19 protein-coding genes and 6 tRNA genes are annotated in these 21602 nt (G+C 63.0%); 5 read left to right on the plus strand and 20 right to left on the minus strand.

What is annotated here, in order from left to right; all coding sequences use genetic code 11:
- Nucleotides 1-10 precede the first annotated feature (10 nt).
- Genes WH265_RS05935 through WH265_RS05945 form a run of 3 tightly spaced genes read left to right on the plus strand, consistent with a single transcriptional unit; the run spans nt 11 to nt 2898 of the window.
- Nucleotides 11-1243, plus strand: coding sequence for an ABC transporter substrate-binding protein (locus tag WH265_RS05935; protein ID WP_339557668.1), 1233 nt, complete (start codon nt 11-13; stop codon nt 1241-1243).
- An 11-nt stretch (nt 1244-1254) separates the two neighbouring features.
- Nucleotides 1255-2418: an NADH:flavin oxidoreductase/NADH oxidase gene (locus tag WH265_RS05940; RefSeq protein ID WP_339557669.1), complete on the plus strand. Its 1164-nt coding sequence runs from the start codon at nt 1255-1257 to the stop codon at nt 2416-2418.
- A gap of 42 nt (nt 2419-2460) precedes the next feature.
- Complete coding sequence (locus WH265_RS05945; protein WP_339557670.1) at nt 2461-2898, plus strand: hypothetical protein; 438 nt, start codon at nt 2461-2463, stop codon at nt 2896-2898.
- Nucleotides 2899-2901: 3 nt separating this feature from the next.
- Here the strand turns inward: WH265_RS05945 and WH265_RS05950 are convergent, their stop codons facing one another.
- The 13 genes from WH265_RS05950 to WH265_RS06010 all read right to left on the minus strand — a co-directional run bounded on the left by WH265_RS05950 (nt 2902) and on the right by WH265_RS06010 (nt 15563).
- Complete coding sequence (locus WH265_RS05950; RefSeq protein WP_339557671.1) at nt 2902-3330, minus strand: hypothetical protein; 429 nt, start codon at nt 3328-3330, stop codon at nt 2902-2904.
- 7 nt (nt 3331-3337) lie between these two features.
- Nucleotides 3338-4507: a TadE family protein gene (locus WH265_RS05955; protein ID WP_021027427.1), complete on the minus strand. Its 1170-nt coding sequence runs from the start codon at nt 4505-4507 to the stop codon at nt 3338-3340.
- Nucleotides 4508-4519: 12 nt separating this feature from the next.
- A complete protein-coding gene (locus WH265_RS05960; RefSeq protein WP_148293196.1) occupies nt 4520-4828 on the minus strand; it encodes a DUF192 domain-containing protein in 309 nt (102 codons plus the stop codon).
- 11 nt (nt 4829-4839) lie between these two features.
- Nucleotides 4840-5727, minus strand: coding sequence for a type II secretion system F family protein (locus tag WH265_RS05965; protein ID WP_021027429.1), 888 nt, complete (start codon nt 5725-5727; stop codon nt 4840-4842).
- Between the two features lie 3 nt (nt 5728-5730).
- Entirely contained in the window at nt 5731-6588 is an 858-nt protein-coding gene (locus WH265_RS05970) for a type II secretion system F family protein (RefSeq protein ID WP_021027430.1), read from the minus strand.
- The gene (locus WH265_RS05975) at nt 6585-8252 is read right to left on the minus strand and encodes an ATPase, T2SS/T4P/T4SS family (protein ID WP_312987521.1); all 1668 of its coding nucleotides are present in this window, start codon (nt 8250-8252) and stop codon (nt 6585-6587) included. Before WH265_RS05975 ends, WH265_RS05970 begins: the two co-directional genes overlap by 4 nt.
- A gap of 30 nt (nt 8253-8282) precedes the next feature.
- The gene (locus tag WH265_RS05980) at nt 8283-9875 is read right to left on the minus strand and encodes a type II and III secretion system protein family protein (protein ID WP_339557672.1); all 1593 of its coding nucleotides are present in this window, start codon (nt 9873-9875) and stop codon (nt 8283-8285) included.
- A gap of 159 nt (nt 9876-10034) precedes the next feature.
- Nucleotides 10035-11051 carry a Flp pilus assembly protein CpaB gene (cpaB, locus tag WH265_RS05985; protein WP_182345174.1) on the minus strand — a complete coding sequence of 339 codons (1017 nt, stop codon included), beginning with the start codon at nt 11049-11051 and terminating at the stop codon, nt 10035-10037.
- Nucleotides 11045-11254 carry a hypothetical protein gene (locus WH265_RS05990; RefSeq protein WP_312987518.1) on the minus strand — a complete coding sequence of 70 codons (210 nt, stop codon included), beginning with the start codon at nt 11252-11254 and terminating at the stop codon, nt 11045-11047. Before WH265_RS05990 ends, cpaB begins: the two co-directional genes overlap by 7 nt.
- Nucleotides 11255-11265: 11 nt before the next feature.
- On the minus strand, nt 11266-12042 hold the full coding sequence (locus WH265_RS05995) for a hypothetical protein (protein WP_339557673.1): 777 nt from the start codon (nt 12040-12042) through the stop codon (nt 11266-11268).
- A gap of 2 nt (nt 12043-12044) precedes the next feature.
- Entirely contained in the window at nt 12045-13118 is a 1074-nt protein-coding gene (locus tag WH265_RS06000; protein WP_312987516.1) for a hypothetical protein, read from the minus strand.
- The gene (locus tag WH265_RS06005; RefSeq protein WP_339557674.1) at nt 13118-14917 is read right to left on the minus strand and encodes a hypothetical protein; all 1800 of its coding nucleotides are present in this window, start codon (nt 14915-14917) and stop codon (nt 13118-13120) included. The genes WH265_RS06000 and WH265_RS06005 overlap by 1 nt, the downstream gene beginning before the upstream one ends.
- 334 nt (nt 14918-15251) lie before the next feature.
- Nucleotides 15252-15563: a pilus assembly protein gene (locus WH265_RS06010; RefSeq protein ID WP_198424365.1), complete on the minus strand. Its 312-nt coding sequence runs from the start codon at nt 15561-15563 to the stop codon at nt 15252-15254.
- Nucleotides 15564-16213: 650 nt separating this feature from the next.
- Between WH265_RS06010 and WH265_RS06015 the strand changes: the two genes are divergently transcribed.
- Together WH265_RS06015 and WH265_RS06020 are read left to right on the plus strand one after the other, a co-directional pair.
- Entirely contained in the window at nt 16214-17314 is a 1101-nt protein-coding gene (locus tag WH265_RS06015) for a helix-turn-helix domain-containing protein (RefSeq protein WP_339557675.1), read from the plus strand.
- Between the two features lie 128 nt (nt 17315-17442).
- Nucleotides 17443-17889, plus strand: coding sequence for a helix-hairpin-helix domain-containing protein (locus tag WH265_RS06020; RefSeq protein WP_339557676.1), 447 nt, complete (start codon nt 17443-17445; stop codon nt 17887-17889).
- A gap of 147 nt (nt 17890-18036) precedes the next feature.
- Here WH265_RS06020 and WH265_RS06025 read toward each other — a convergent pair.
- The 7 genes from WH265_RS06025 to lon form a co-directional block, all read right to left on the minus strand.
- Nucleotides 18037-18125: transfer RNA gene (locus WH265_RS06025), tRNA-Leu, on the minus strand.
- Nucleotides 18126-18364: 239 nt separating this feature from the next.
- A tRNA-Gly gene (locus WH265_RS06030) sits at nt 18365-18440 on the minus strand.
- Between the two features lie 40 nt (nt 18441-18480).
- A tRNA-Gly gene (locus WH265_RS06035) sits at nt 18481-18556 on the minus strand.
- Between the two features lie 39 nt (nt 18557-18595).
- A tRNA-Gly gene (locus WH265_RS06040) sits at nt 18596-18671 on the minus strand.
- A gap of 50 nt (nt 18672-18721) precedes the next feature.
- Nucleotides 18722-18795: transfer RNA gene (locus tag WH265_RS06045), tRNA-Cys, on the minus strand.
- A 40-nt stretch (nt 18796-18835) separates the two neighbouring features.
- Nucleotides 18836-18911, minus strand: a tRNA-Gly gene (locus WH265_RS06050).
- A 138-nt stretch (nt 18912-19049) separates the two neighbouring features.
- A complete protein-coding gene (gene lon / locus WH265_RS06055; protein ID WP_312987512.1) occupies nt 19050-21509 on the minus strand; it encodes an endopeptidase La in 2460 nt (819 codons plus the stop codon).
- Nucleotides 21510-21602: the final 93 nt, after the last annotated feature.

Genomic DNA, 21602 nt, shown 5'->3' on the forward strand with positions numbered 1-21602 from the left:
AGACACCACCATGCGTATTTCTCACCTCTTTGCGCTGCGCGCCCCCGTCAAACCACTGGGCCTGGCCGCAGCGCTGCTGTGCCTGTCGCTGGGCGCCAGCGCACAATCGGGCCCGCCGGTGCGCATCGGCCTGATCGTTGACCAGTCGGGCGTCTACTCGGCCATCACCGGCAAGGGCAGCATCACCGCCGCCCAGATGGCGCTGGACGAAGCCGGTGGCCAGGTGCTGGGCCGCAAGGTCGAGCTGCTGACCTTTGACCACCAGAGCAAGGCCGACTCGGCAGCGGCCAAGGCGCGCGAATGGTACGACAACGGCGTCGACGCGATCCAGGACGTGGGCGGCTCGGCGGCCGCGCTCGCGGTGCTCAACATCGCCAAGGAAAAAGGCAAGGTGCTGGTGATGAGCGGCCCGGCCAGCGACCGCATCACCGGTGACATGTGTGGCCCCACCGTCGCGCACTGGGCCTACAACTCCTATGCGCTGGCCAATACCGTGGGCAAGGCGGCGGCCGAGAAGATCGGCAAGCAGTGGTACTTTCTGACCGCCGACTACTCGGGCGGCTATGACATCGTCAAGGCCACCACCCAGGCCATCGGCACCGTGGGCGGCAAGGTGATTGGCGAGACCCGGCACCCGCTCAATGGCTCGGACTTCTCGTCCGCCGTGGTGCAGGCCCAGGCCAGCAAGGCCGATGTGATCGGCCTGGCCAACTTTGGCAATGACCTGGTCAACTCGATCAAGGCTGCGCGTGAATTCGGCATCACCCCCGAGAGCAAGCAAAAGCTCGCCTCGCTGCTGATGTACATCAACGATGTGCATTCGGTGGGCCTGCGCACTGCGCAGGGCATGCTGCTGTCCGAGGCCTTTTACTGGGACATGAATGACGAGACGCGCGCCTTCTCGAAGAAGTACTTCGCCAAGGTCAATGCCATGCCCAATATGAGCCAGATGGGCGCCTACTCTTCGGTCAAGCACTACCTGAAAGCGGTGGAGGCGGCCGGCAGCACGGACGCCAAGGCGGTGATGGCCAAGATGCGCGAGATGCCGATCAACGATGTGTTCACCAAGAACGGCCGTCTGCGCGAGGACGGCATGATGGTGCACGACATGTACCTGTTCCAGGTCAAGTCGCCGCAGGAGTCCAAGGCCCCTTGGGACTACTACAAGGTCATCAGCACGGTGCCGGCCGACAAGGCCTTCCTGCCGCTGTCCGAGTCGGTCTGCCCTCTCGTCAAGAAGTAGGCGGCAGCACCATGGCCCACAGCGAAACCCAGAACCAGCTTTTCAGCCCACTGCAGCTGCGCGATGTGGTGATCAAGAACCGCATCGTCGCCGCCCCCATGTGGCAGTACCAGGGCCGCCACGGCCAGGTGCAGGACTGGCATCTGATGCACCTGGGGCGCCTGGCCGCCGGCGGCAGCGGCCTGGTGTTCCAGGAAGGCACCGGTGTGGAGCGGCGCGGCTGCGGCACCTTGGGCGATATCGGGCTGTGGCAGGACGACATGGTCGCGCCCTTGCAGCGCATCGTGCAGCTGATGCGCGACTGCGGCACCACGCCAGGCATCCAGCTGATGCATGCCGGCCGCAAGGCCCGGCAGCTGACACCCGCGCAGGGCCGGGGGCCTCTGCCCTACCAGCCGGACATCGCCGACTGGGATGCCTGGATGCCGATGGGCCCGAGCGCGATCCCCGCAGGCAAGGGCCTCGATACGCCGACACCCATGTCGCTGCAGCAGATCCAGCAGGTGGTGGAGGCCTTTGCCGCCGCTGCCCGCCGCGCCGCGCAGGCGGGCTACCAGGTGCTGGAGCTGCATGCCGGCCATGGCTATCTGCTGCACAGCTTTCTGTCACCGCTGGCCAACCAGCGCGGCGATGCCTGGGGCGGCAGCTTGGACAACCGCTGCCGGCTGCTGCTGACCGTCGTCGATGCGGTGCGCGCCGTGTGGCCAGCAGGCCTGCCCCTCTTTGTGCGCCTGTCCTGCACCGACGGCGCGCCCGGTGGCTGGACGCTGGAGGACAGCATCGCGCTGGTCAAACGCCTGCTGCCGCTGGGTGTCGATGTGATCGACTGCTCCTCGGGCGGCATTGCCGGCTCGCCGCTGCGCGGCGGCCAATCTGCCAGCTATGGCTACCAGGTCGAACTGGCATCGGCCATCCAGGCCGCCACCGGCGCGCGCACGATGGCCGTGGGCCTGATCGTGCATGCGCAGCAGGCCGAGGCCATTTTGCGCAACGGCGACGCGGACCTGGTGGCGTTGGCACGTGAGCTGATCTACAACCCGAACTGGCCGATGGATGCGGCGCAAAAGCTGCAGGATGCGCAGGACTTCCAGATGCTGACCAGGAACGAAGCATTTTGGCTGGAGCGGCGCAAGGCCACCACACCGGATCTGCAGCCCTCCACCTTTGTGCGCTGAGGGTGTTAGCGGCGCCGGCTTGCGCAATGCCACAATGCGGCGATGCGCCTGTCCTCCACCGCCCTCCCCCTGGCATTGCTTGCGCTACTGGCCAGCGCCGGTTGCAAGCAAATCCCCTATGCGCCGCTGCCCGCCCCGCCGACCGGCATCCGCTATGAGCCCGGCGCCAACAGCGCCGGCATTGCGCGCATGTCGGAGTCTGAGCTGCTGCGCCAAAAGCGCCTGGCGCAGGCGGGCGACAAGCGCGCCGCCCTCAATGTCTACCAGCATCTGCGTTCCGTAGACAACGATGACGCGCAGGCGCGGGACTGGCTGGTGCTGGCTGCGGACCTGGGCGATGGCGCCGCCGCCTACAACCTGGCACAAATCGCCATCCACACCCAGGACGCTGCAGGCGCACGGTTCTGGGCACGGCGGTCCAAGGCGGCGGGCTATGCGAATGCGGACGGGCTGCTGCAATCGCTGGAGGAGCAAGACTAACGCTCAGCGGCTTGCCACCGGCGGCAGCCGGGCCAGCTCGGCCGTGAGGGCCCGCACATCGGCCAGCGCGCGGCTCTTGTCTGCCGGTGCCGCACTGCCGGCTGAACCACCCAGCGCCTGGGAGAAGCCCTGCAGCACCTGCTGGGCCTTTTTCAGCTCGGTCTCCAGGATCAGGCGGCGCTCGTCCTGGCCAAAATCTGCGCGTTCACGCGGGCGCGGGCCTTGCGACGGGGTAGGCGCCGGGGCGGATGCGGCCATGCGCAAGGTGCGGCGTGCTGGCGGTGCAGCGGCGGCTGCGGCCTTGCAGCCGGATCCGCTCGCAGCGGCACCGCCCAGAATGTATTCAACGCCCTCGCTCTTGCACACCGTCTGCGCCCAGGCCGGGGCGGCGCCCAGCACGGCAGTCAACAGCAGCGCGGCCGCAGCAGCCAATCGCCCATTAAGGCGCCGCATCGAATGGATTGGGCACATTCTCCACCCCCATCGGATTGGCCCAGATCGCCGGGCAGAAGGCATTGCGCAGGCCCACCACGTCCTTGAGGCCATCCATGGCCGCATTGCCGACATGGGCGGTCACCCACTGCGCTCCGTTGCGGATATTACCGACCAGATCCGGCACCAGGGTGGCGTAGTCACCCAGGCCGCTGTTGCCGTCGGCCACGTCCCATTTGAAGCTGGCATTGAGGTCCGAGGTATCGCGCGCCGGCCCAAAGGCATAGAACGGATGCCAGTACAGCGAGGACTGCATGCCCACCGAGGCCTCCTGCGTCAGCGGAAAGCGGTCGCTTGCCAGAAAGAAGGCATCGATGGCCGAGAGGTCAGTGGCTTCGGCACTGAGTACGTCGTCGCCGGTGGTCAGCACCGAGCCGATGTGCTTGGAGACATAGCGGTAGCCCTGCATGGCCTTGATGATGATGGGCCCGGCAATCGGCACGCTGAGCTTGTAGCCATAGTGCACGCGCAGGTGCAGGATATTGGTCTCGCCCAAGGTCTTGTTGGAGACGGCACCGCGCAGCCGCGTGTCTTCCAGGTTCGGGGTGTCTCCGTTGTAGGTGTCGGTCGCGCCGGTACGGGCATCGCGCTCATAGGGCAGCGGCTTGCGGTAGCGCAGGCTGTCGTTGGGGATGCGCACGATGCCGCGCGACTCGCCATAGTTCTCCACCATGGCCCAGTCCAAAAAGGTGTTCTGCGTGGGGTTGACGTACTCGATGCAGCTGCCCTGGATCAGGTCGGTGTTGGTGTTGACCCAGCCCTTGAGCAGGCCAGAGACGCTGGACTCGGACACATACAGCGGCATCATGCCGCGCACAAAGCCTTGCCAGACGCTGCCCTTGGTGAGCGCCGATTTGACATTGCCCAGGCTCACATCGGCCAGCATGCCCTTCTTGGCCAGCGGAATGCGCAGGTCATAGGGCAGCGGCAGCGCATTGTTGAGCGAGCCCACGCGCGCGGCCTCATTGGCGGCGTACTGCAAGGTGAGCCTTGCGCGGTAGATCAGCGCAAACTGGATCAGCGACAGCGTGAACACCAGCACCACCGGCAGCGCGATCAAGGTCTCGGTCATCGACACCCCGCTTTGCCGCGCTGGCTTGGTTTTCTTCAAGAACATGGCAAAGCTCCTTCAACACAGTTGCAGCCGCTGGCCCGGCGCCAGGCCCAGGCGCGCGGCCTCGCCGCTGCGCAGCTCCAGCACGCGCTTGGCGCCCCGGCACCAGGCCATGCGCCAAGGCGCCAGGCCCGCACTGATGCGCAGCACCTGCTGCTGCGCATCGACAAACACCACATCGATCGCATAGCGCATGAAGCAGGTGTGCACGGCCGCGCAGCGATCGAACGCCAGCGCCTCGCCGCTGGCCGGAGGCGGGCGAAAAATGAGGCCAAAGGCGCGCTCGGAAAAGCGCCGGGCCAGCTGTACTTTGAGCGCGGGCATGCCTGGCCCCTTCATTTCAAGGTCTGGTACATCTGCACCGCGAGTGGAAAAAAGATCACCATGAAGGTGACCGGAAAGATAAAGATCACCAGCGGGCCGAGCATTTTCACGGGCGCTTCCATCGCCAGCTTCTCGGCGTGCTGGAAGCGCTCGGTACGGCGCTGCTCGGAGATGGCGACCAGGGTATCGGTGACGCTGGCACCCAGCGACTCGGCCTGGGTCAGGTTGGAGACCAGGCCGCGCACATGCTTGTTGTCCATGCGCTCGGCCATGGCGTTGAAGGCGTCCATCCGGCTCATGCCGGTGCGCATCTCGCGCAGCAGGCGTTCGAGCTCTTCGTGCATTGCGCCACGCGGGCCCTTTTGCACCGCCTGCGAGATCGCCGCCGTCAAGCCCAGACCCGCCTGGCAGCACAGGGTGATCAGGTCGAGGTAGCCGGGCAAGGTGCGCAGCACTTCCTTGTCGCGGCGCTTCTTGCGGTCATTGACCCAGATCGCCGGCAGCATCCAGCCCAGCAGCAGGCCTGCCAGGCAGGCCAGGCGCACCCACTGGCCATCGATCTTCAGCGCCATCGCAGCGCCCGTGAAGGCCAGCGCCACCACGGCCATCGCGATCACGCGCACGGCGATGATCTCCTCGGCCTTGAGCACATACTCCAGGCCGGCCAGCTGCAGCTTGCGCTTCCAGCGCAGCAGGCTGGAGGTGGGCGCAATCTCCGAGACATGGAACTGCAGCACGTTGACGGCCGGCCAGATGAGGCGAATGCCCCAGGGCAGCGGATCCATGTGCTCGCGCACCGATGGCCGGGCCTTGCGCACAATGGCGACGAAGTACAGCAAGATGATGCCGGCCATCACAGCGGACAGAAAAATGGCGGCAAGCAGAATGGCGTTTTTCATGGCTCAGATGTCGATGGCGACAATTTTCTTGATGGACATGTAGCCCAAGGTGAGCATCACGACCATCACGGCCAGCACCCCCCAGCCGATGGGCGTGACAAACAGCAGGTGCATGGTCGGCTGCATCAGGTACAAAATGCCGCCCAGCACGACCGGGAACATGGTCATCACCAGGCCCTGGATACGGCCCTGGGCCGTGAGCGCCTTGATGCGCCCTTCCAGCATGGCTTTCTTGCGCAGGGTCTCGGCCAGCAGCTGCAGCGGCTCGGACAGGTTGCCGCCCACTTCCTTGGCCACGCGCAAGGCCACCACCACCAGCATGAAGTCCGGAATCTGGATGCGCCGCGCCATGTTCTGCACCGCGTCGTCAAACGACAGGCCAATGCGCTGCTCCTTGAGCACGATCGCGAACTCATCGCCCAGCGGGCCTTTTTGGTCACGCACCAGAATCTGCAACGCCACCGACAGCGCACTGCCCGCGCGCAATGCGCTGGCAATGAAGAGCAAGGCATCGGGCAGCTCGGCCTCGATGCGCTCGCGCCGCTTCTTGCGCTGCCAGGCAAACCAGCGTGCCGGCAAAAAGTAAACGGCGCCGCAGACCACCACCACCAGCAACCAGTTGCGCGCAATCAGGTAGGTGATGATGCCGGCCACGACCACCATGGCCACATGGCCGGTCGCCAGGGTCAGCGCCTTTTGCGCATGGAACTCCGAGATGCCCAGAATCCGGAGGCCACGGCCGCGCAGGTAGACGTTGGACTTGTCGCGCCACTCGCCCATGCGGCTGTAGACCAGCCAGCCCGAGAGCACCACAAAGCCGGCGGCGGCCAGCAAAAAGCCGAGGAACTGCCAGTTCTTCATGCCGGCTCTCCCTGGAAGAACAATTCCTCCATGTTCACCGGCACGCCGTGCTCGACCAGCTTGGCAACAAAGTCCGGGATCACCCCGGTTGCCTCAAAGCGGCCCTGGGTGCGGAACTCGGCGTCCAGCCCGGTCTTGCGGAAGACAAAAATATCCTGCATCTGGATCACGCCATCGGTGCAGTTGAGCACCTCGGTGATCTGGGTGATCTTGCGGCTGCCGCAGGGAAAGCGGGTGAGCTGCACCATCAGGTGGATGGCCGAGGCAATCTGCTCGCGGATCGCGGTGACGGGGATGTTCATGCCCGCCATGGTCACCAGCACCTCCATACGGGCAGCCGCATCGCGCGGCGAGTTCGCGTGCAAGGTGGTGAGCGAGCCATCGTGGCCGGTGTTCATCGCCTGCAGCATGTCCAGTGCTTCGCCGCTTCGGCACTCACCGACGACGATGCGGTCCGGGCGCATCCGCAGCGAGTTCTTGACCAGGTCGCGGATCGATACGGCCCCCTTGCCTTCGACGTTGGCCGGGCGCGCTTCGAGCGACACCAGGTTGGGCTGGTTCAGCGAGAGTTCGGCGGCATCCTCCACCGTCAGGATGCGCTCGTCGTTGGGGATGAAGTTGGACATCATGTTCAGCAAGGTGGTCTTGCCGGTGCCGGTACCGCCCGAGACCACGATGTTGAGCTTGTTCTCGACGGCCAGCTGCAGAAAATCGACCATGGCCTGCGAGATCGACTGGTACTGCACCATGCCCTCGGCGCCCATGCGCTTCTTCGGAAACTTACGGATGGTGATACTGGGGCCGCGAATCGCCAGCGGCGGGATGATGGCGTTCACCCGCGAGCCGTCTTTGAGGCGCGCATCAACCATTGGCGAGCTCTCGTCGATACGCCGGCCCAGCGGCGTCACGATGCGCTCGATCGCGCCATTGACCGCCAGATCGCTGGTAAAGGACACATCGGTGCGCTCCAGGCGCCCGCGCCGCTCGATCCAGATCTCGTCAAAACGGTTGACCATCACTTCAGTGACCGAGTCATCCTGCAGCAGCACTTCCAGCGGGCCCAGGCCAATGGCCTCGTCCAGCAGCTGCTGGCTCAGCTCGGCGCGGTCAATGGTCTCGGGCAGGTTGGGCGTGTCGCGGATGATTTCGGCAATCAGCGCGCGCACGTTGGAGCGCAGCTCATCGTCCTTCATTTTGATGGTGTCGATGCGGCGCGCTTCCAATTGCTCGAGCAACTGGCGGTGCAGCAGGCGGCGCCACTGCAGCATGGGGTCTTCGGGACGGGGCTCGTTGCGCGTGGGGCGCTGGTGCTCCAGCGCGGGCTGCGCTGTCTGGCCCGGGCTCTGCGCTTCTTCGCGCTGCCCGCCCAGTTTGTCATCGAGCACAACGATGATCGAATGCCCGCCGACCACCACCTCCTCGCCCCCTCGGCAGGGGCCATAGCGGGTCACGCGCTCGTTGTTGACCCAGGTGCCAAACAGGCTCCCCCGGTCTTCGATGAAGACGTCGCCGTCATGCAGCATCACCACCGCATGGTCGCGCGCCACGTTCCAGCCGGTCAGGTGCAAGGAGCGGTCGCTGGATTTGCCGATGGTGAAGGTCTCGGCGCCGAGCTCGAACTCCTGCGCCTTCTGGCGGGGCGAATTGACTAGTAACTTATGCACGGTCTTCTCCAGGATCAGCGGCCGCAGCCATCAGTTGTGCGAATAGCTCTCGGGGTCCAGACCCCGCTCGGGCATCGGCGGCTCGGCCTTTTTGGAGTTGCGGTAGAGGTCTTCGGTCAGGTCGGTAAAGCCGTTGGAGATCTGCTCTTCCATCTGCTGCGTGCGCTCCAGGCGGGGGCGCGAATCGCGGGCGGTCACCACACGCGGGGTGATGAACACCACGGTCTCGATCTGGGTGTCGCTGTCGTTGTTGTTCTTGAAGGCCCAGCCCAGTACCGGCACATTGCGCAGGCCCGGCAGGCCATCGGTGGCGCGCGAGGACTGGCGGCTGAGCAGGCCCGAGAGGATGATGGTGTCGCCGTCATCGACATTGAACTCGCTCTCGGTGCGGCGCGTCAGCAGCCCCGGGATGCCATCAACCGAAACCGACTGGTCGATGTTGCTGACCTCGGCCAGGATCGAGCCGGAGATGTTGCCCGCGCCATCGGCCATCGGCTTGACATGCAGGCGCAGGCCATAGGGCTTGTAGTTGACCGAGCCGGTGCCCAGCGCGCTCATCGCGGGCAAGGGAATTTCACCGCCCGAGAGGAAGCGCGCTTCGCCGCCGCTGCGGGTGGTGAGCTTGGGCGAGGCCAGCAGCATCGCATTGCCACGCTGCACCTGCAAGTTGATGGCCGAGGTCAGCGCCGTGCTCAGGCCAAAGTAGTAGCGCGCCTTGCGCCGGCGCTGGTCCAAAAAGCCCTGGCCGTAGCCGCTGTCCAGGTTCAGAAAGGGCGAGTTCTCCGGCAGGATGCGGTAGCCGCCGTTGGAGGCGATATCGGAGAACAGGCCAAAGTTGAAGCCACCGCCGGTCGTATCCCACTTCATGCCCAGGTCGTCCAGCGCCGAGCGCGAAAACTCGACAATGCGCACATCCATCTCGATCATGCGGTCCACGCGCAGGCGCTCGGAGGTGGCGAAGGACACCACGGCCGGGCCGTACATGCGCGCAATCTCCCGCAGCCGCGAGACCGCCGCCGGGTCAAGGTTGGCGCCATCAAGGATGATCTTCTCGCCCACGCGGGAGACGCTCACACCGGTGATGCCGGCCGTCAGCATCGATATCTCGCCTTCGATACGGTCCAAATCGACCACATTGACGCGCGCCTTGAGGCTGCTGACCTGGCCGTCCTTGCGCCAGATATGGACCGTGCTTTCGCCGGCGTCCAGCGCCGTCAGCAGCAGGCTCTTTTGGTCCACCACACGCGCCTCCATCACCTTGCCATTGCCGACGGCGACCCGCACCACGTCGCGCAGCTCGATCAAGGTCATCTGCCCCACATAGAGCGACAGCGACGTGGGCAAATGCTTGATGACCAAGGGCTGCACACCGCCGATGCCCGATATATCGGAGGCGGGCTGGGTGTTGACGCTGACAGTGGGCAAGGTGCGAAAGCCCGGCGATGTGGAAGGCGCCGAGCCCCCTTCGGTATCGCGGGCGAAATCACCGCCATCGCCGTCACGCTGCTCGGCCTCGGCCTGCAGCGACGCTCGCTGCGCGGCGCGCAGCATATCGCCCAGTGCGCCGCCCGCGGTGGGCGAGCTGGTGCCCGTAGAGGCCTGCGCGGCCAGCAACGGGGCCATGGGCAAGGCCAGGGCGAGCGCAACGCAAGCCCTTGCCCCCAAGGTCGGGAGGGCTGGGCGGGGACGAGGCATACAGTTCATCGAGGAATTCATGGTCTACCAACTCTATGGAGCGAATGGCGCAGCGTGGCCGGGGAAGAATGCAGGACGGGGCGGAAATCAGTAGGAACCGGTGACGGCAGGCGCCTGGGGCGCGGGCACCGTAGCGCCAGGCACGGCCGCAGCGCCCAGCAAGGCCGCCAGCGGGGTTTGCATCTGGGTCTTGACCCCGCCACCGCCCACGATGTACTCGACCATCGCCGGGGCGCGGGTAGGCGCTGCGCGCACCACGGGCTGCTGGGGACGGAAGCTGTCGATATAGCTGGCCAGCTGCTGGGCGTTGGTGCCGGTGTCGAGCTTCTGGCGGTCATCGGCATTGCGGAGGGCCGCAACGATCTTGCCGAGCTTCTGCGCCAGGATGAGGCGCTGGGCATCGACCGGCGGCAGGCCCACGGTCACCGTGGTGTAGCTGCGCTGGCGGTAGGGATCGACAGTGTTGGCAATGTCGGGGCGCTTGCGCAGCTCGGAGAACTGCTCGGAGGTGATCTGGCCGGTCGCACGCACCACCACGTCCTGCAGCAGCGGCACGACAATGGCGTCTTCGGCCTGGGTGCCGCCATCCTTGTCGGCGATGAACAGAAAGTCGATATGGTCGCCCGCGCGCAGCATGCCCGAGATGGTGCTGACCTCATCGACCGGAATGGTCACGGCGCGCACGCCCGCTTCGAGCTCTTCGGAGAACAGCTTGCGCGGCGTGACAAAAAAGTTGGCCAGCAGCGGCTTGCCGGCACTGATGTCCACCGACAGCTGGCGGCCCAGAAAGCCGTCGATCATGTCCGGCGTCAGCACATCGGCATGCACATAGGCCGAGGGCACGCTGCGCTTGGCCACCATCTCGGGCAAGAGCGCGGTGCCGGCGGGAATGTTCTGGATAGGCACGACCACATCGGTGCGCAGGCGCTCGGCTTCGGACTCCAGGTTGGCCTGGATCTCGGCCTCGGAGGTCTTGAGGTAGTACCAGCCCAGGCCCGCGGCCACCACACCCAGGGTAATGGCGGCGATCAGCGGGGCGGCACGGCGCGAGCCATTGGCCAGCCGTGAGAAACGATTCGGTTTGGGAGAGTTTGGGGTCACCATGGCAAAGAGATCGTGTAGGAATAGGAAGCCCAGGCTGCACGAAAGGCATCAATCAGCAGCTGAAACAAAGACTTGTCGGCACCCGGCATCGGTGCAAAAAAAACGGCGGCCAGCACACCGGCGACGATCACGTACTCGGTCATGATCTGCCCGGATTGCCGGCTGGCGCGAGGAACAGGGGTGGGGTGCTTGGGTATCGGCATGGGGGACGCGGCTAGGCCTGCGGCAAGGTGTTGCTGATGACGATGGAGCAACCCACGCCGTTGTGGGCGATGGCGATCACCGCCTCCTGCCCGCCACGCCGCAGCACCACCTGGGCGCGCGTGCCGCCCTTGATGGTCTTGCGGCTCAGCACCGTCCAGCCCGCCACCAGCGCCTGCTCGCGGATATAGAGCTCATTGGCCTCAACGCTCAAGGTATTGCCCCAGACGCTGGTGCGGTTGACCCGGTCTGCATCGAATGAAAAGGTGTCGGAGAACTCATCGCTGCCTATCGGCACGGCCAGGTGACTGCGGCGCTGCAGCTGGTCGCTGACCAGTTGCGGCACGGCGCCGTGCAGCCAGGCCGAGGAGATGCGCACCTGCTGCTTGCCGCTGGGCAGGGGCCGGAATTCAACCGTGATGCGGAAATTGCCGTCGCGCGCGCCGAGGATCGGAATGCCGTCGAGCGTCGTCTCTGAAAAATCGGCCTTGCCGCCCAGCCATTCCTGGTAGAAACGCTGGGCCTTACGCGTGTCGCCATCGACATCAAAGGCCTGGATCTGCATCGGTATCTTGTTCTGCACGATCAGCTCAGCCACCCAGTACGGCGACAGGTTCTTGTCGGGGAACAGGATGGCCGGCCAGGCAATGGCGCTGGCGGGTGCAGCGCGCGCTGCCAGCGGCATCGCGGCCGCCAGCGCGGCCAACAGCAACCAGGCCAGCGGCCCCCACAGCCCTGCTGGCCGGCGGGCAGCCAACGCTCCCCGCCTGGGCCGGTGCAACAGCATCATTGTCATGGCAAGGTGTTGACGACCGGCGGCGGCGGGAACGCGCGGTAGAAGCGGAAGCAGTCCTTGCCGTCGGGCTTCTCCAGCGGTCCGCACTCATGCTCGCCCGGGTTGTCGTTGTAGGTGTCGTCGGCCGGCACCTTCTGCAGCCACTCGTAGCGGTCCAGCGGTACCGACTTCTCCTGCGCATCGCCTGGCGCCAGGCCCATGGTGAGCAGGTTGTGGTCAAAGGTGGGCCAGAGCCACTTGAGCGTGCTGCCCAGCTGCCCCAGCGGCGCGCGAAAATCCTGGTACTCGGGCCGGTCCAGCAGCTTCATCGGCACCAGGCCCTGGATCTTGGACTCCTCGCGGTTGGTGCCGCCGGCGCTCCAGGGCTCGGACAGCATGGTCACATGGTCCTTGATCTGCAGCTTGAGCGGCAGCGGCGTGTCGTTCTTGTGCAAGGCCGATGCGACCTTGCCGAACTCGGTAGGAAAGCGCTCGGCAGAAAAGCCGGCACCCCGCTCCAGCGCCACCTCGGTGCGCATATAGCCCTGGGTGACAAAGCGGAACTTGGCAATCGACTCGCCCTTGGCCAGGTTCTGCACCTCACCGACCTTGGAGAAGATGGTGTCCATGAAGGCGGCGACCGAGGGCAGCGGTGCGGCCGTGGTCTTGGCCGTGAGCGACTCGTTGAAATCAGGCATGCGGGCCTGGCCCGAGGTGAACTCGGACACGGTCTCGCCATGCACGCCGGTGTCGGTGTCCTGCGCCGGATCACGGAACACATGGCGGCGCAAATCATTGCTCAGCTCGGCATCGGACTTGCGGATGGACCCGCTCGCACCCTTGTACTGGTCGGCCGACATGACCTCGGTCTCCGTCGCCGCAGGAAACCAGACCGAGCGCTGCCAGGCATTGAGCTTGGCCGCTGCGGTCACCTGCATGCGCGCCTGGCCGTAGTCGGCGATCAAGGGGATAGCCGCCATCAAAAGCGCTGCAAAGCCGCTGATCAAGGTCACCTCGACCAGCGCGCTGCCCTGCTGCGCGCGGCGCCGGGCACGGCGGCGCAGGGTCTTCATCGGGGGAGTCTGGGACATCATTGCGCCGCATCCTGGTTGTCGGGCTCGCCGCCCCCGAACAGGCCATCCGACCCGCCCAGGGCCGATCCGGCCACGGCCACGCCACGCGCCCAGATGGAGGGCTCGACATGGTGGACCTGCCAGTACGGGGAGAAAAGGTTCTTGTGCTCGATATAGCCGCCGGTAAAGCCGACCTTGATCGTGCGGCCGGCGATCTGCAGCGACTTGTACTGGTCCTTGGTCATGTCGCGGCGCTGCCAGCGGTCCTGCGGCCGCTTGAAATACAGCTGGGCCGACGACAGCGCGCTCATGTCACCGCCAAACATGCGGTCGCGCAGGCCAATGCTGTAGTCGTCCTTGGCATAGCCAAAGCCCGCCTGCTCGCCGGTGCGAACATCGCTGCCCTTGCGCGCAACCATCACCGAGATCGTGGGCCCCTTGTCGGTCAGGCTGCCCCACTTGCGCGGGTTGATGCTGGTCATCGACAGGTCGCCGTACCACTTGTCCTGGTCCCGGCCCTTGAGCGTGCGCAGCTGGCGCACATCCCAGTAGCGGGGCAAGGAGAAATTCTTGGTGACCAGGCCAATGTCGGTGCGCGGCTTGTACTTGTAGGCCGAGTTGAACTGCAGCACGGCGAAAGGCACGAGCAGTGTGTTGCCATCGCGGTCGCGGCCCGCTGCATAGATGGCGCTGTCGGACAGGCCGTCCTTGGTCAGCTTGCCGTAGTCGCGCTTTTCATCGCTCTGGTATTCGGGGTCCACATTGCGCGGCTTGAAGTTCTTGTCGTAAGAGCGCAAGGCCAGGCGGTTGCCGGACCAGCCCTTGTCCGCATAGCCCGAGCCGCCCGTGGCGGTGGCCGCGCCCAGCCCGAAGTCGCCGACAAAGCGCTCGGCCAGCAGCACGCCAGCGCCGGCCACGTTCACCGAATCGGCCGATTGCCAACGGATGCGGCCGCGCTCAGCGGCCAGGTCCGAGCCCCGGGTGGCGACCAGTTCGGTGCCGCCCTTCCAGGACACCGTGCCTTTGAGCAGCTCCTGCATGGCCGTGGCAATCGGGCCGCTGGAGAGGTCAAAACTGTCGCCCTCGTTTTGCATGCCGGTGATGCCCTGCTTGATAAAGCCCGGGAAAATGCGCCGGTCCTTGGTGAAATCATCGCGCGTGGCCTGGGCCGCATGGGCAAAGCGCATCGCGTCAAAAAAATCATCCTCGTCATTGCGGCGGTCCGACGTGGTGCTGTAGAGCTTGATGAAGTTGAGAAACTCCAGCGACGAGCTGGCAATCAGCGGTGCATTGGCCGCCACCGGCAAATAGGCCTTGTCGTCGTTGTCGTTGAGCACATCCTTGGCGACCACAATGGCCTCGGGGATGCTGACGCCAGTCGTTGCCGCCTGGGCCAGCGAGATCGCGGTGTTGAGCACCCGCAGTGCATCGACCATGATCTGGAACGGCCGGGCCGAGGGCTCGATCGCCTTGGCGATGTTGTTGGCCTGGCGCTGGTACTTGGCAGCGGCCTGCACATTGCGGCCCCACTTGACCAGGTAATTGATGGCGCTGATGAAGTCATAACGCGCAGCTGCTGCCGATGCCTGGGCCAGGTTCCAGACGCCCTTCTGCCCTTCGATCTCCACCCGCGCCACTTGAATATTGGCCGCCGTGCTGACCACCATGCCAATCGATGTCTGAAAGCTGGCCAGCATCGCCACGCCCGCTTCATTCGCGGCCATGGCCCGGTTGGTATAGGCCAGAAAATTCAATTGCCGCGCAAATACCGTGGACGCGCTATAGGTCATCGCATCGGCATTGTTTTGCAGCTTCATTTTGTCTCGCGCAACAATGGCCGTGTTATAGACCAAGAATATGCTGAGACAAACCACCGGAATCATGGCCAACAAATAGACAATCACCTGCCCTTTTTGTACGCGATCTCCAGACCGATACGAAGATGGTTTATACATGATTGCCACTATTATGTAATTCGTTGAATTCCGGAGGCCCTCCCTCCCATGGGTAACTTCAAACCATTATCTCAACCTGGCATACCCCAAGGGTTTGCACTGAGTACCCAGCCTAAGCCGCAGGCATTACCACCATACGACAGAGGCCAAGGCCTGCGACTTTGCAGCAAGGTACCCAGGGTTGCGACAATGGCTCTTACTTGGCGCCGTCGTTACCGCCTTCGGTATAGGTCGACATATTCATATTCTTCTGGGCATTGGTCAGCGCCTTACCCGAAGCAGCCTGCGCGGCAGTAATACCTTCCTTGCCCGATTCACCGCCCACTTCCTTGGCCATACCTGCGACCTGGCTGCGAACGGTTTGGCCAAAAAAGCTGAAAGCGGCAATCGCGGCAATCGCAATCAGGCCCAAGATAATGATGTATTCCGTCATACCCTGGCCGCGCGATTTGCGCTGGGCGACAGGCTTGGCAATAGTTGCACTATGGGAATTGGTGTGATTTGTCATATTCAAGGCGAGCTCCTCATTCATGGATCATTCAGATGAAAATTCAGTGATTTCAGAAACCATGCCATGCGACCGCGCAGCGCAATTACTGAACGGCGCAATGGTATCTATCTGTTTTGTCAATGTACATGCCATTTTCATTAAAATGTTAACAAAGTGTTTCTTGCTCTAAATAGACCGAATAAGCTTATTTGTCAAAATTAATTTGTTGCGAGATGAAATTTTTCAACTGTCATATTGATGACATCCATGGGTTATTGAACAATCCTAGGCAGAGATGCACAGATTCCACAATAATTCCATAGAAATCATGACCCAAGCTATCCACATGAAGCCCCGTCCCATAACTACACAACATATATATGCAATCGATATTCGATACTGTCCCAAAATAAATTACCATAATTAGCTGGTAATCATTTCATCTGTCCATTAAATAAGCAGCATTAAAGGCTGCCTCAACACATAGCAAGGAATCTTCTGGAAAACCCTGAGGTCGGCTGGATGCAGGCTCGGGCGACTCGCTGCTCGTTCTTCCTTGTCAATAGCTGTCTGTTGACTTGCGAAAACGCCTTACGCTGCGTCCCGACTCCTAGCCGCTCCCCTCAGCAAAGGCTTCGCAGAAGATTCCGAGAGACGGAGAAATCACGATGGAAAAAGGCAGACCCAAGTCAGGGATCACACTGACTGCGCGTGAACGAGAACAGCTCGAACACTTAGCCAATAAGCCCGGCCAGCCCGCCCATATCGCCACCCGCGCCAGGATCATCCTGCGCAGCGTGGAAGGCGACAGCAATGTCAGCATTGCCAACAGCATGGCGCTGACCCAGGCGACAGTGGGCAAATGGCGCCGCCGGTTTGCGAGCCATCGCATCCTGGGTCTGTACGACAGCATGCGACCCGGCAAACCCCGCACCATCGATGACCGCCAGCTGCAAGCTATCACCACCACCGCCAAAGCAGCACTGGCGTCTGAGGACACCGCATCCGACAGCGTACGTGCCCTGGCTGCACGCACGGGCATGTCCAAAAGCAGCGTGGCCCGCTATCTGCAGCTGCTGGGCAAGACCAAGTCCCGCCCCCACTTTGCACTCTTCAGCGACCCGCTGCTGCTGGAGCAATTGCAGGCGCCCGCCGCGATCTACCTGAGCGGCAGCGACAAGGCGCTGGTCATCTGCCTGGATACCAAGAGCCCACTCAGCCTGCCGGCAGCCCCCGCAACACCTAGCAAAGTCTCAACCCTGCCGGGCAGCGAAAGCTGCCAGCATCCGTTATCAGCCGCACTTTGCAAGGCACTGAACAGCGTCTGCAAAAGCCCCGCCGCGCAGTGCAAGCCACGCTTACGGCACCAGGAGTTTCTGGTGTTTCTGCGCGAGGTTGAAGCAATGTTCCCCCCACATGTCGATGTGCATTGCATCCTCGACACCAGCGCGCTGAGCCAGCACCCCAGCATCAAGGCCTGGCTGGGCATGCGCCCGCACTGGTGCACCCATGGCTGCGGCGACTATGCCTCTTGGCACGAGGAACTGGGCCGCTTTCTGAGCCGTTTGGGTGCACAGCGCAGCGCCACAATGCGGACCGAAGAACTCACCCAGTGGCTGCAATCGGTCGATGCGCTGGCGCGCCAACAAAGCCCCAACCGCAGGCCGTTCCGGTGGATGGGGCCGCTGCATCCGTTGGAAGAGGACGAATCGGCTGATCGCGAAGAGATCCAGGCCAGCGGGGAAAAACAACATTTGCAGGACCGCTAAGCACAAAGCGCAGATGCAGTGAGGGCGGCCTCTGAATGCGCTGGCATTTGCTGTCTGCCAAGGCCTACAGCCGATGCCCTCTGCCGACCGTCATTCCTCCGTACTAGCAGGTTCTACGATCTTGCTGGATGTCGAATGAATACAACAAATCTCCCCCTCCCCACACCCTACTAGACGGTCATTTGTCAGAGCGCATCATCCGAATCCTGGCCAAAAATGGCGTGCATTCGGTGGAAGCCGTCAAACAAGCCTATCCACTGCGATTGCTGCGCATGCATGGCATCGGCATGCTGCGCTTTCGCAAGATCGAGATGGCCTTCTTCCCGGACCAGTGCTTTGAGCCGGACTTTGCCCCGCCATCCATCCGGTTTGCCCAGGATTCGGCCTTGAACGGCAGGCTGCCGCTGGTGACCGTGCGCACACTTGCCCGCGCCGGCATCAAGACGCCTGAGCAACTGCGTGAGGCCTATCCGCATAAGCTATTGAAGATCCACACGATTGGTACACGCACGCTGCGAGAGATTGAGCGCGTGTTCTTTCCGGGTCAGCGGTTTCCGCTGAAGGATGAACGTTAGGCTCCCAGCAGCGGCACAGTTGAGTGCTGCATTGCTGATGGGTTTGCTTGAGTTCTGCGATGTGTCCGCAGGAGATGCCCGTGAATTCTTGGAGCTTCACGGGGCTCTGTGTGGCGAGTGAATTCCTATTGGAATTCATCATGTTGATGGTGCCTCGAGCCGGGATCGAACCGGCACGCCACTTTCGCGGCACGGGATTTTAAGTCCCGGGTGTCTACCAATTTCACCATCGAGGCACGCAGCCTGCCATTCTAGCTGCTCCAGCTACGCTGTTGGAGGAAGACAGCGGCAGATCGTGGCTGAGCGCAACGCTGCAGCGATGATTGCAAGCGCTGGTGTAGCGCATGAAGACAGAGAAGAAGGAAGCTGCGAATCCTGCGCGACTCGCAGGCTCGCGGTGGCAGCGAGCTCCGGTAAGCAAAAGGCTGGAGCTGAAAAGCAAAAAAGAGCCCTGAGGCTCTTTTTCGCAATGTGTTGGAGCGGGAAAACGGGTTCGAACCGTCGACCTATACCTTGGCAAGGTATCGCTCTACCAACTGAGCTATTCCCGCAAAAACCAGCATGAACGGATCCACACCAGCTTTGAAACACTGGAGCGGGAAAACGGGTTCGAACCGTCGACCTATACCTTGGCAAGGTATCGCTCTACCAACTGAGCTATTCCCGCAAAAACTAGCATGAACGGATCCACACCAGCTTTGAAAACTGGAGCGGGAAAACGGGTTCGAACCGTCGACCTATACCTTGGCAAGGTATCGCTCTACCAACTGAGCTATTCCCGCATACATTGTTCGTTTCACCACGAACCCAAAACGTACTGACAAGCATGTCCTGGAGGCGCGAACCAGAGTCGAACTGGTCTAACCGGATTTGCAATCCGGGGCATAACCGCTTTGCTATCGCGCCATGGATTGTTGCCATGCTGAAACCATCAACACAGCCAATTTGGAGCGGGAAAACGGGTTCGAACCGTCGACCTATACCTTGGCAAGGTATCGCTCTACCAACTGAGCTATTCCCGCGTATCCGCTTTACCGGAAGTCCGCTATTATATACCGGGCTCCGCGATGGTATGCATTGTAACGCATATTTTTTGGTCTTTTTGGCAAACCGGCCCGTTTTTGATGACGGGCCGGTTTTCCGTGCAGACCAGCAGCCGATCAGTGCTTGACGGCACGCGAGCGGCGCGCAGGTGCCGCCTTGGCGGCAGTGGCTGCCACAGCCACGGCAGGCACCACGGGCACCGGCTCGGCGGCAGGCGTATCGCTGTCGCTCAAGGGCGTGGGTTTGACTTCCAGCGCCACTTCCAGCACCTTGTCGATCCAACGCACCGGCACGATCTCCAGACCGCTCTTGACGTTGTCCGGGATCTCGGCCAAGTCCTTGACGTTCTCTTCCGGGATCATCACAGTCTTGATGCCACCGCGCAGCGCAGCCAGCAGCTTTTCCTTCAAGCCACCGATGGCGGTGACTTCACCGCGCAAGGTGATCTCGCCGGTCATCGCCACATCGGCGCGCACGGGGATGCCGGTCAGCACCGACACCAGCGCCGTCGTCATCGCGGCACCAGCGCTGGGGCCATCCTTGGGGGTGGCGCCATCGGGCACGTGGATGTGGATGTCGCGCTTCTCGAACACGTCGTCGCGGATGCCCAGCGAACGGGCCCGGCTGCGCACCACGGTGCGGGCCGCTTCGACCGATTCCTTCATCACATCGCCCAGCGAGCCGGTGCGGTTGATGACGCCCTTGCCAGGCATGGCAGCCGCTTCAATGGTCAGCAGATCGCCGCCCACCTCGGTCCAGGCCAGGCCCACGACCTGGCCGACCTGGTTCTTCTGCTCGGCATGGCCGTAGCTGAACTTGCGCACACCCAGGTAGTCGGGCAGGTTGTCTGCCGTCACCTGCACCGGTGCCTGCGCCTTGCCCAGCTGGATGTTCTTGACCACCTTGCGGCAGATCTTGGACAGCTCACGCTCGAGCGAACGCACACCGGCCTCGCGGGTGTAGTAGCGCACGATGTCGCGCACGGCGTCCTCGCGCAGCTCGAGCTCACCGGCCTTGACGCCGTTGTTCTCGATCTGCTTGGGCAGCAGGTAACGCATCGCGATATTGGTCTTCTCGTCCTCGGTGTAACCGGCCAGGCGGATCACTTCCATCCGGTCCAGCAAGGCGGGCGGGATGTTCATCGAGTTCGAGGTGGCGACAAACATCACATCGCTGAGGTCGAAGTCGACTTCCACATAGTGGTCGCCAAACTTGCTGTTCTGCTCGGGGTCGAGCACTTCCAGCAGCGCGCTGGATGGGTCACCGCGGAAGTCCATGCCCAGCTTGTCGATTTCATCGAGCAGGAACAGCGGATTGCGCGTGCCGACCTTGGACAGGTTCTGCAGCACCTTGCCCGGCATCGCGCCGATGTAGGTACGGCGGTGACCCCGGATCTCGGCCTCATCACGCATGCCGCCCAGCGCCATGCGCACATACTTGCGCCCGGTGGCCTTGGCGATCGACTGGCCCAGCGAGGTCTTGCCTACGCCAGGAGGGCCGACCAGGCACAGGATGGGTGCCTTGACCTTGTCCACGCGCTGCTGCACCGCGAGGTACTCAAGAATGCGGTCCTTGACCTTGTCGAGGCCGTAGTGGTCTTCGTTGAGCACGTCCTCGGCGACGACCAGGTCTTTCTTGACCTTGGTCTTCTTGCCCCAGGGCAGGTTCACCAGCGTTTCGATGTAGTTGCGCACCACCGAGGCCTCGGCCGACATCGGCGACATCAGCTTGAGCTTCTTGAGCTCGCCCTCGGCCTTCTTGCGCGCATCCTGCGTCATCTTGGCCAGCTTGATCTTCTTTTCCAGGTCTTCCAGGTCGGCGCCGTCTTCGCCCTCGCCCAGCTCCTTCTGGATGGCCTTGACCTGCTCGTTCAGGTAGAAGTCGCGCTGGCTCTTTTCCATCTGCTTTTTGACGCGGCCACGGATCTTCTTGTCGACATTGAGGATGTCGACTTCGCGCTCGAGCTGGTCGTAGAGGTTTTCCAGGCGGTCCTGCACCTTTTGCAGCTCCAGCACGGCCTGCTTGTTCTCCAGCTTGAGCGGCAGGTGGGCAGCGATGGTGTCGGCCAGGCGGCCTGCGTCATCGATGCCGGAGATGGAGGTCAGGATCTCGGATGGGATCTTCTTGTTGAGCTTGACGTACTGGTCAAACTGCTGCATCACAGCGCGGCGCAGCGCCTCGATCTCGCTGGCCTTGTCGGCGCTGTCGCCGGGCTCCACGGGCACGATCTGCGCGGTGAAGTAGTCCTCGCCTTCGGCGATTTCCTGCACCTGGGCACGCTGCACGCCTTCGACCAGCACCTTGACGGTGCCATCGGGCAGCTTGAGCATCTGCAGGATGGTCGAGACGCAGCCCACGCTGAACATGTCGTTGACCGTCGGATCGTCCTTGGCGGCCGTCTTCTGGGCCACCAGCATGATCTTGCGGTCGCCTTCCATCGCCGTCTCCAGCGCCTTGATGCTCTTGGGGCGGCCGACGAACAGCGGGATCACCATATGCGGAAAAACGACCACGTCCCGCAGCGGGAGCATGGGCAATTCCAGGGGGTGGGAGGATTGGGTTTGGTTGTCGGACATGAAAATCCTTTTGAAACTTGTACGAAGATGATTCGTAAAAGTGATATTTCAACCCTTGGCCATGAAAAACCAGGGGCCAGGGCGGGTGCAGGC

Source organism: Comamonas sp. MYb396, assembly GCF_037479555.1.
Classification (GTDB): domain Bacteria; phylum Pseudomonadota; class Gammaproteobacteria; order Burkholderiales; family Burkholderiaceae_C; genus Comamonas.

Excerpts from the sequence above, each read along its gene's own strand:
- WH265_RS05935 (WP_339557668.1), top strand. The coding sequence starts at position 11 with ATGCGTATTTCTCACCTCTTTGCGCTGCGCGCCCCCGTCAAACCACTG.
- WH265_RS05940 (WP_339557669.1), top strand. The coding sequence starts at position 1,255 with ATGGCCCACAGCGAAACCCAGAACCAGCTTTTCAGCCCACTGCAGCTG.
- WH265_RS05945 (WP_339557670.1), top strand. The coding sequence starts at position 2,461 with ATGCGCCTGTCCTCCACCGCCCTCCCCCTGGCATTGCTTGCGCTACTG.
- WH265_RS05955 (WP_021027427.1), bottom strand. The coding sequence starts at position 4,507 with ATGTTCTTGAAGAAAACCAAGCCAGCGCGGCAAAGCGGGGTGTCGATG.
- WH265_RS05960 (WP_148293196.1), bottom strand. The coding sequence starts at position 4,828 with ATGCCCGCGCTCAAAGTACAGCTGGCCCGGCGCTTTTCCGAGCGCGCC.
- WH265_RS05965 (WP_021027429.1), bottom strand. The coding sequence starts at position 5,727 with ATGAAAAACGCCATTCTGCTTGCCGCCATTTTTCTGTCCGCTGTGATG.
- WH265_RS05970 (WP_021027430.1), bottom strand. The coding sequence starts at position 6,588 with ATGAAGAACTGGCAGTTCCTCGGCTTTTTGCTGGCCGCCGCCGGCTTT.
- WH265_RS05980 (WP_339557672.1), bottom strand. The coding sequence starts at position 9,875 with ATGGCCCCGTTGCTGGCCGCGCAGGCCTCTACGGGCACCAGCTCGCCC.
- cpaB (WP_182345174.1), bottom strand. The coding sequence starts at position 11,051 with ATGGTGACCCCAAACTCTCCCAAACCGAATCGTTTCTCACGGCTGGCC.
- WH265_RS05990 (WP_312987518.1), bottom strand. The coding sequence starts at position 11,254 with ATGCCGATACCCAAGCACCCCACCCCTGTTCCTCGCGCCAGCCGGCAA.
- WH265_RS05995 (WP_339557673.1), bottom strand. The coding sequence starts at position 12,042 with ATGATGCTGTTGCACCGGCCCAGGCGGGGAGCGTTGGCTGCCCGCCGG.
- WH265_RS06000 (WP_312987516.1), bottom strand. The coding sequence starts at position 13,118 with ATGTCCCAGACTCCCCCGATGAAGACCCTGCGCCGCCGTGCCCGGCGC.
- WH265_RS06005 (WP_339557674.1), bottom strand. The coding sequence starts at position 14,917 with ATGAAGCTGCAAAACAATGCCGATGCGATGACCTATAGCGCGTCCACG.
- WH265_RS06010 (WP_198424365.1), bottom strand. The coding sequence starts at position 15,563 with ATGACAAATCACACCAATTCCCATAGTGCAACTATTGCCAAGCCTGTC.
- WH265_RS06015 (WP_339557675.1), top strand. The coding sequence starts at position 16,214 with ATGGAAAAAGGCAGACCCAAGTCAGGGATCACACTGACTGCGCGTGAA.
- WH265_RS06020 (WP_339557676.1), top strand. The coding sequence starts at position 17,443 with ATGTCGAATGAATACAACAAATCTCCCCCTCCCCACACCCTACTAGAC.
- lon (WP_312987512.1), bottom strand. The coding sequence starts at position 21,509 with ATGTCCGACAACCAAACCCAATCCTCCCACCCCCTGGAATTGCCCATG.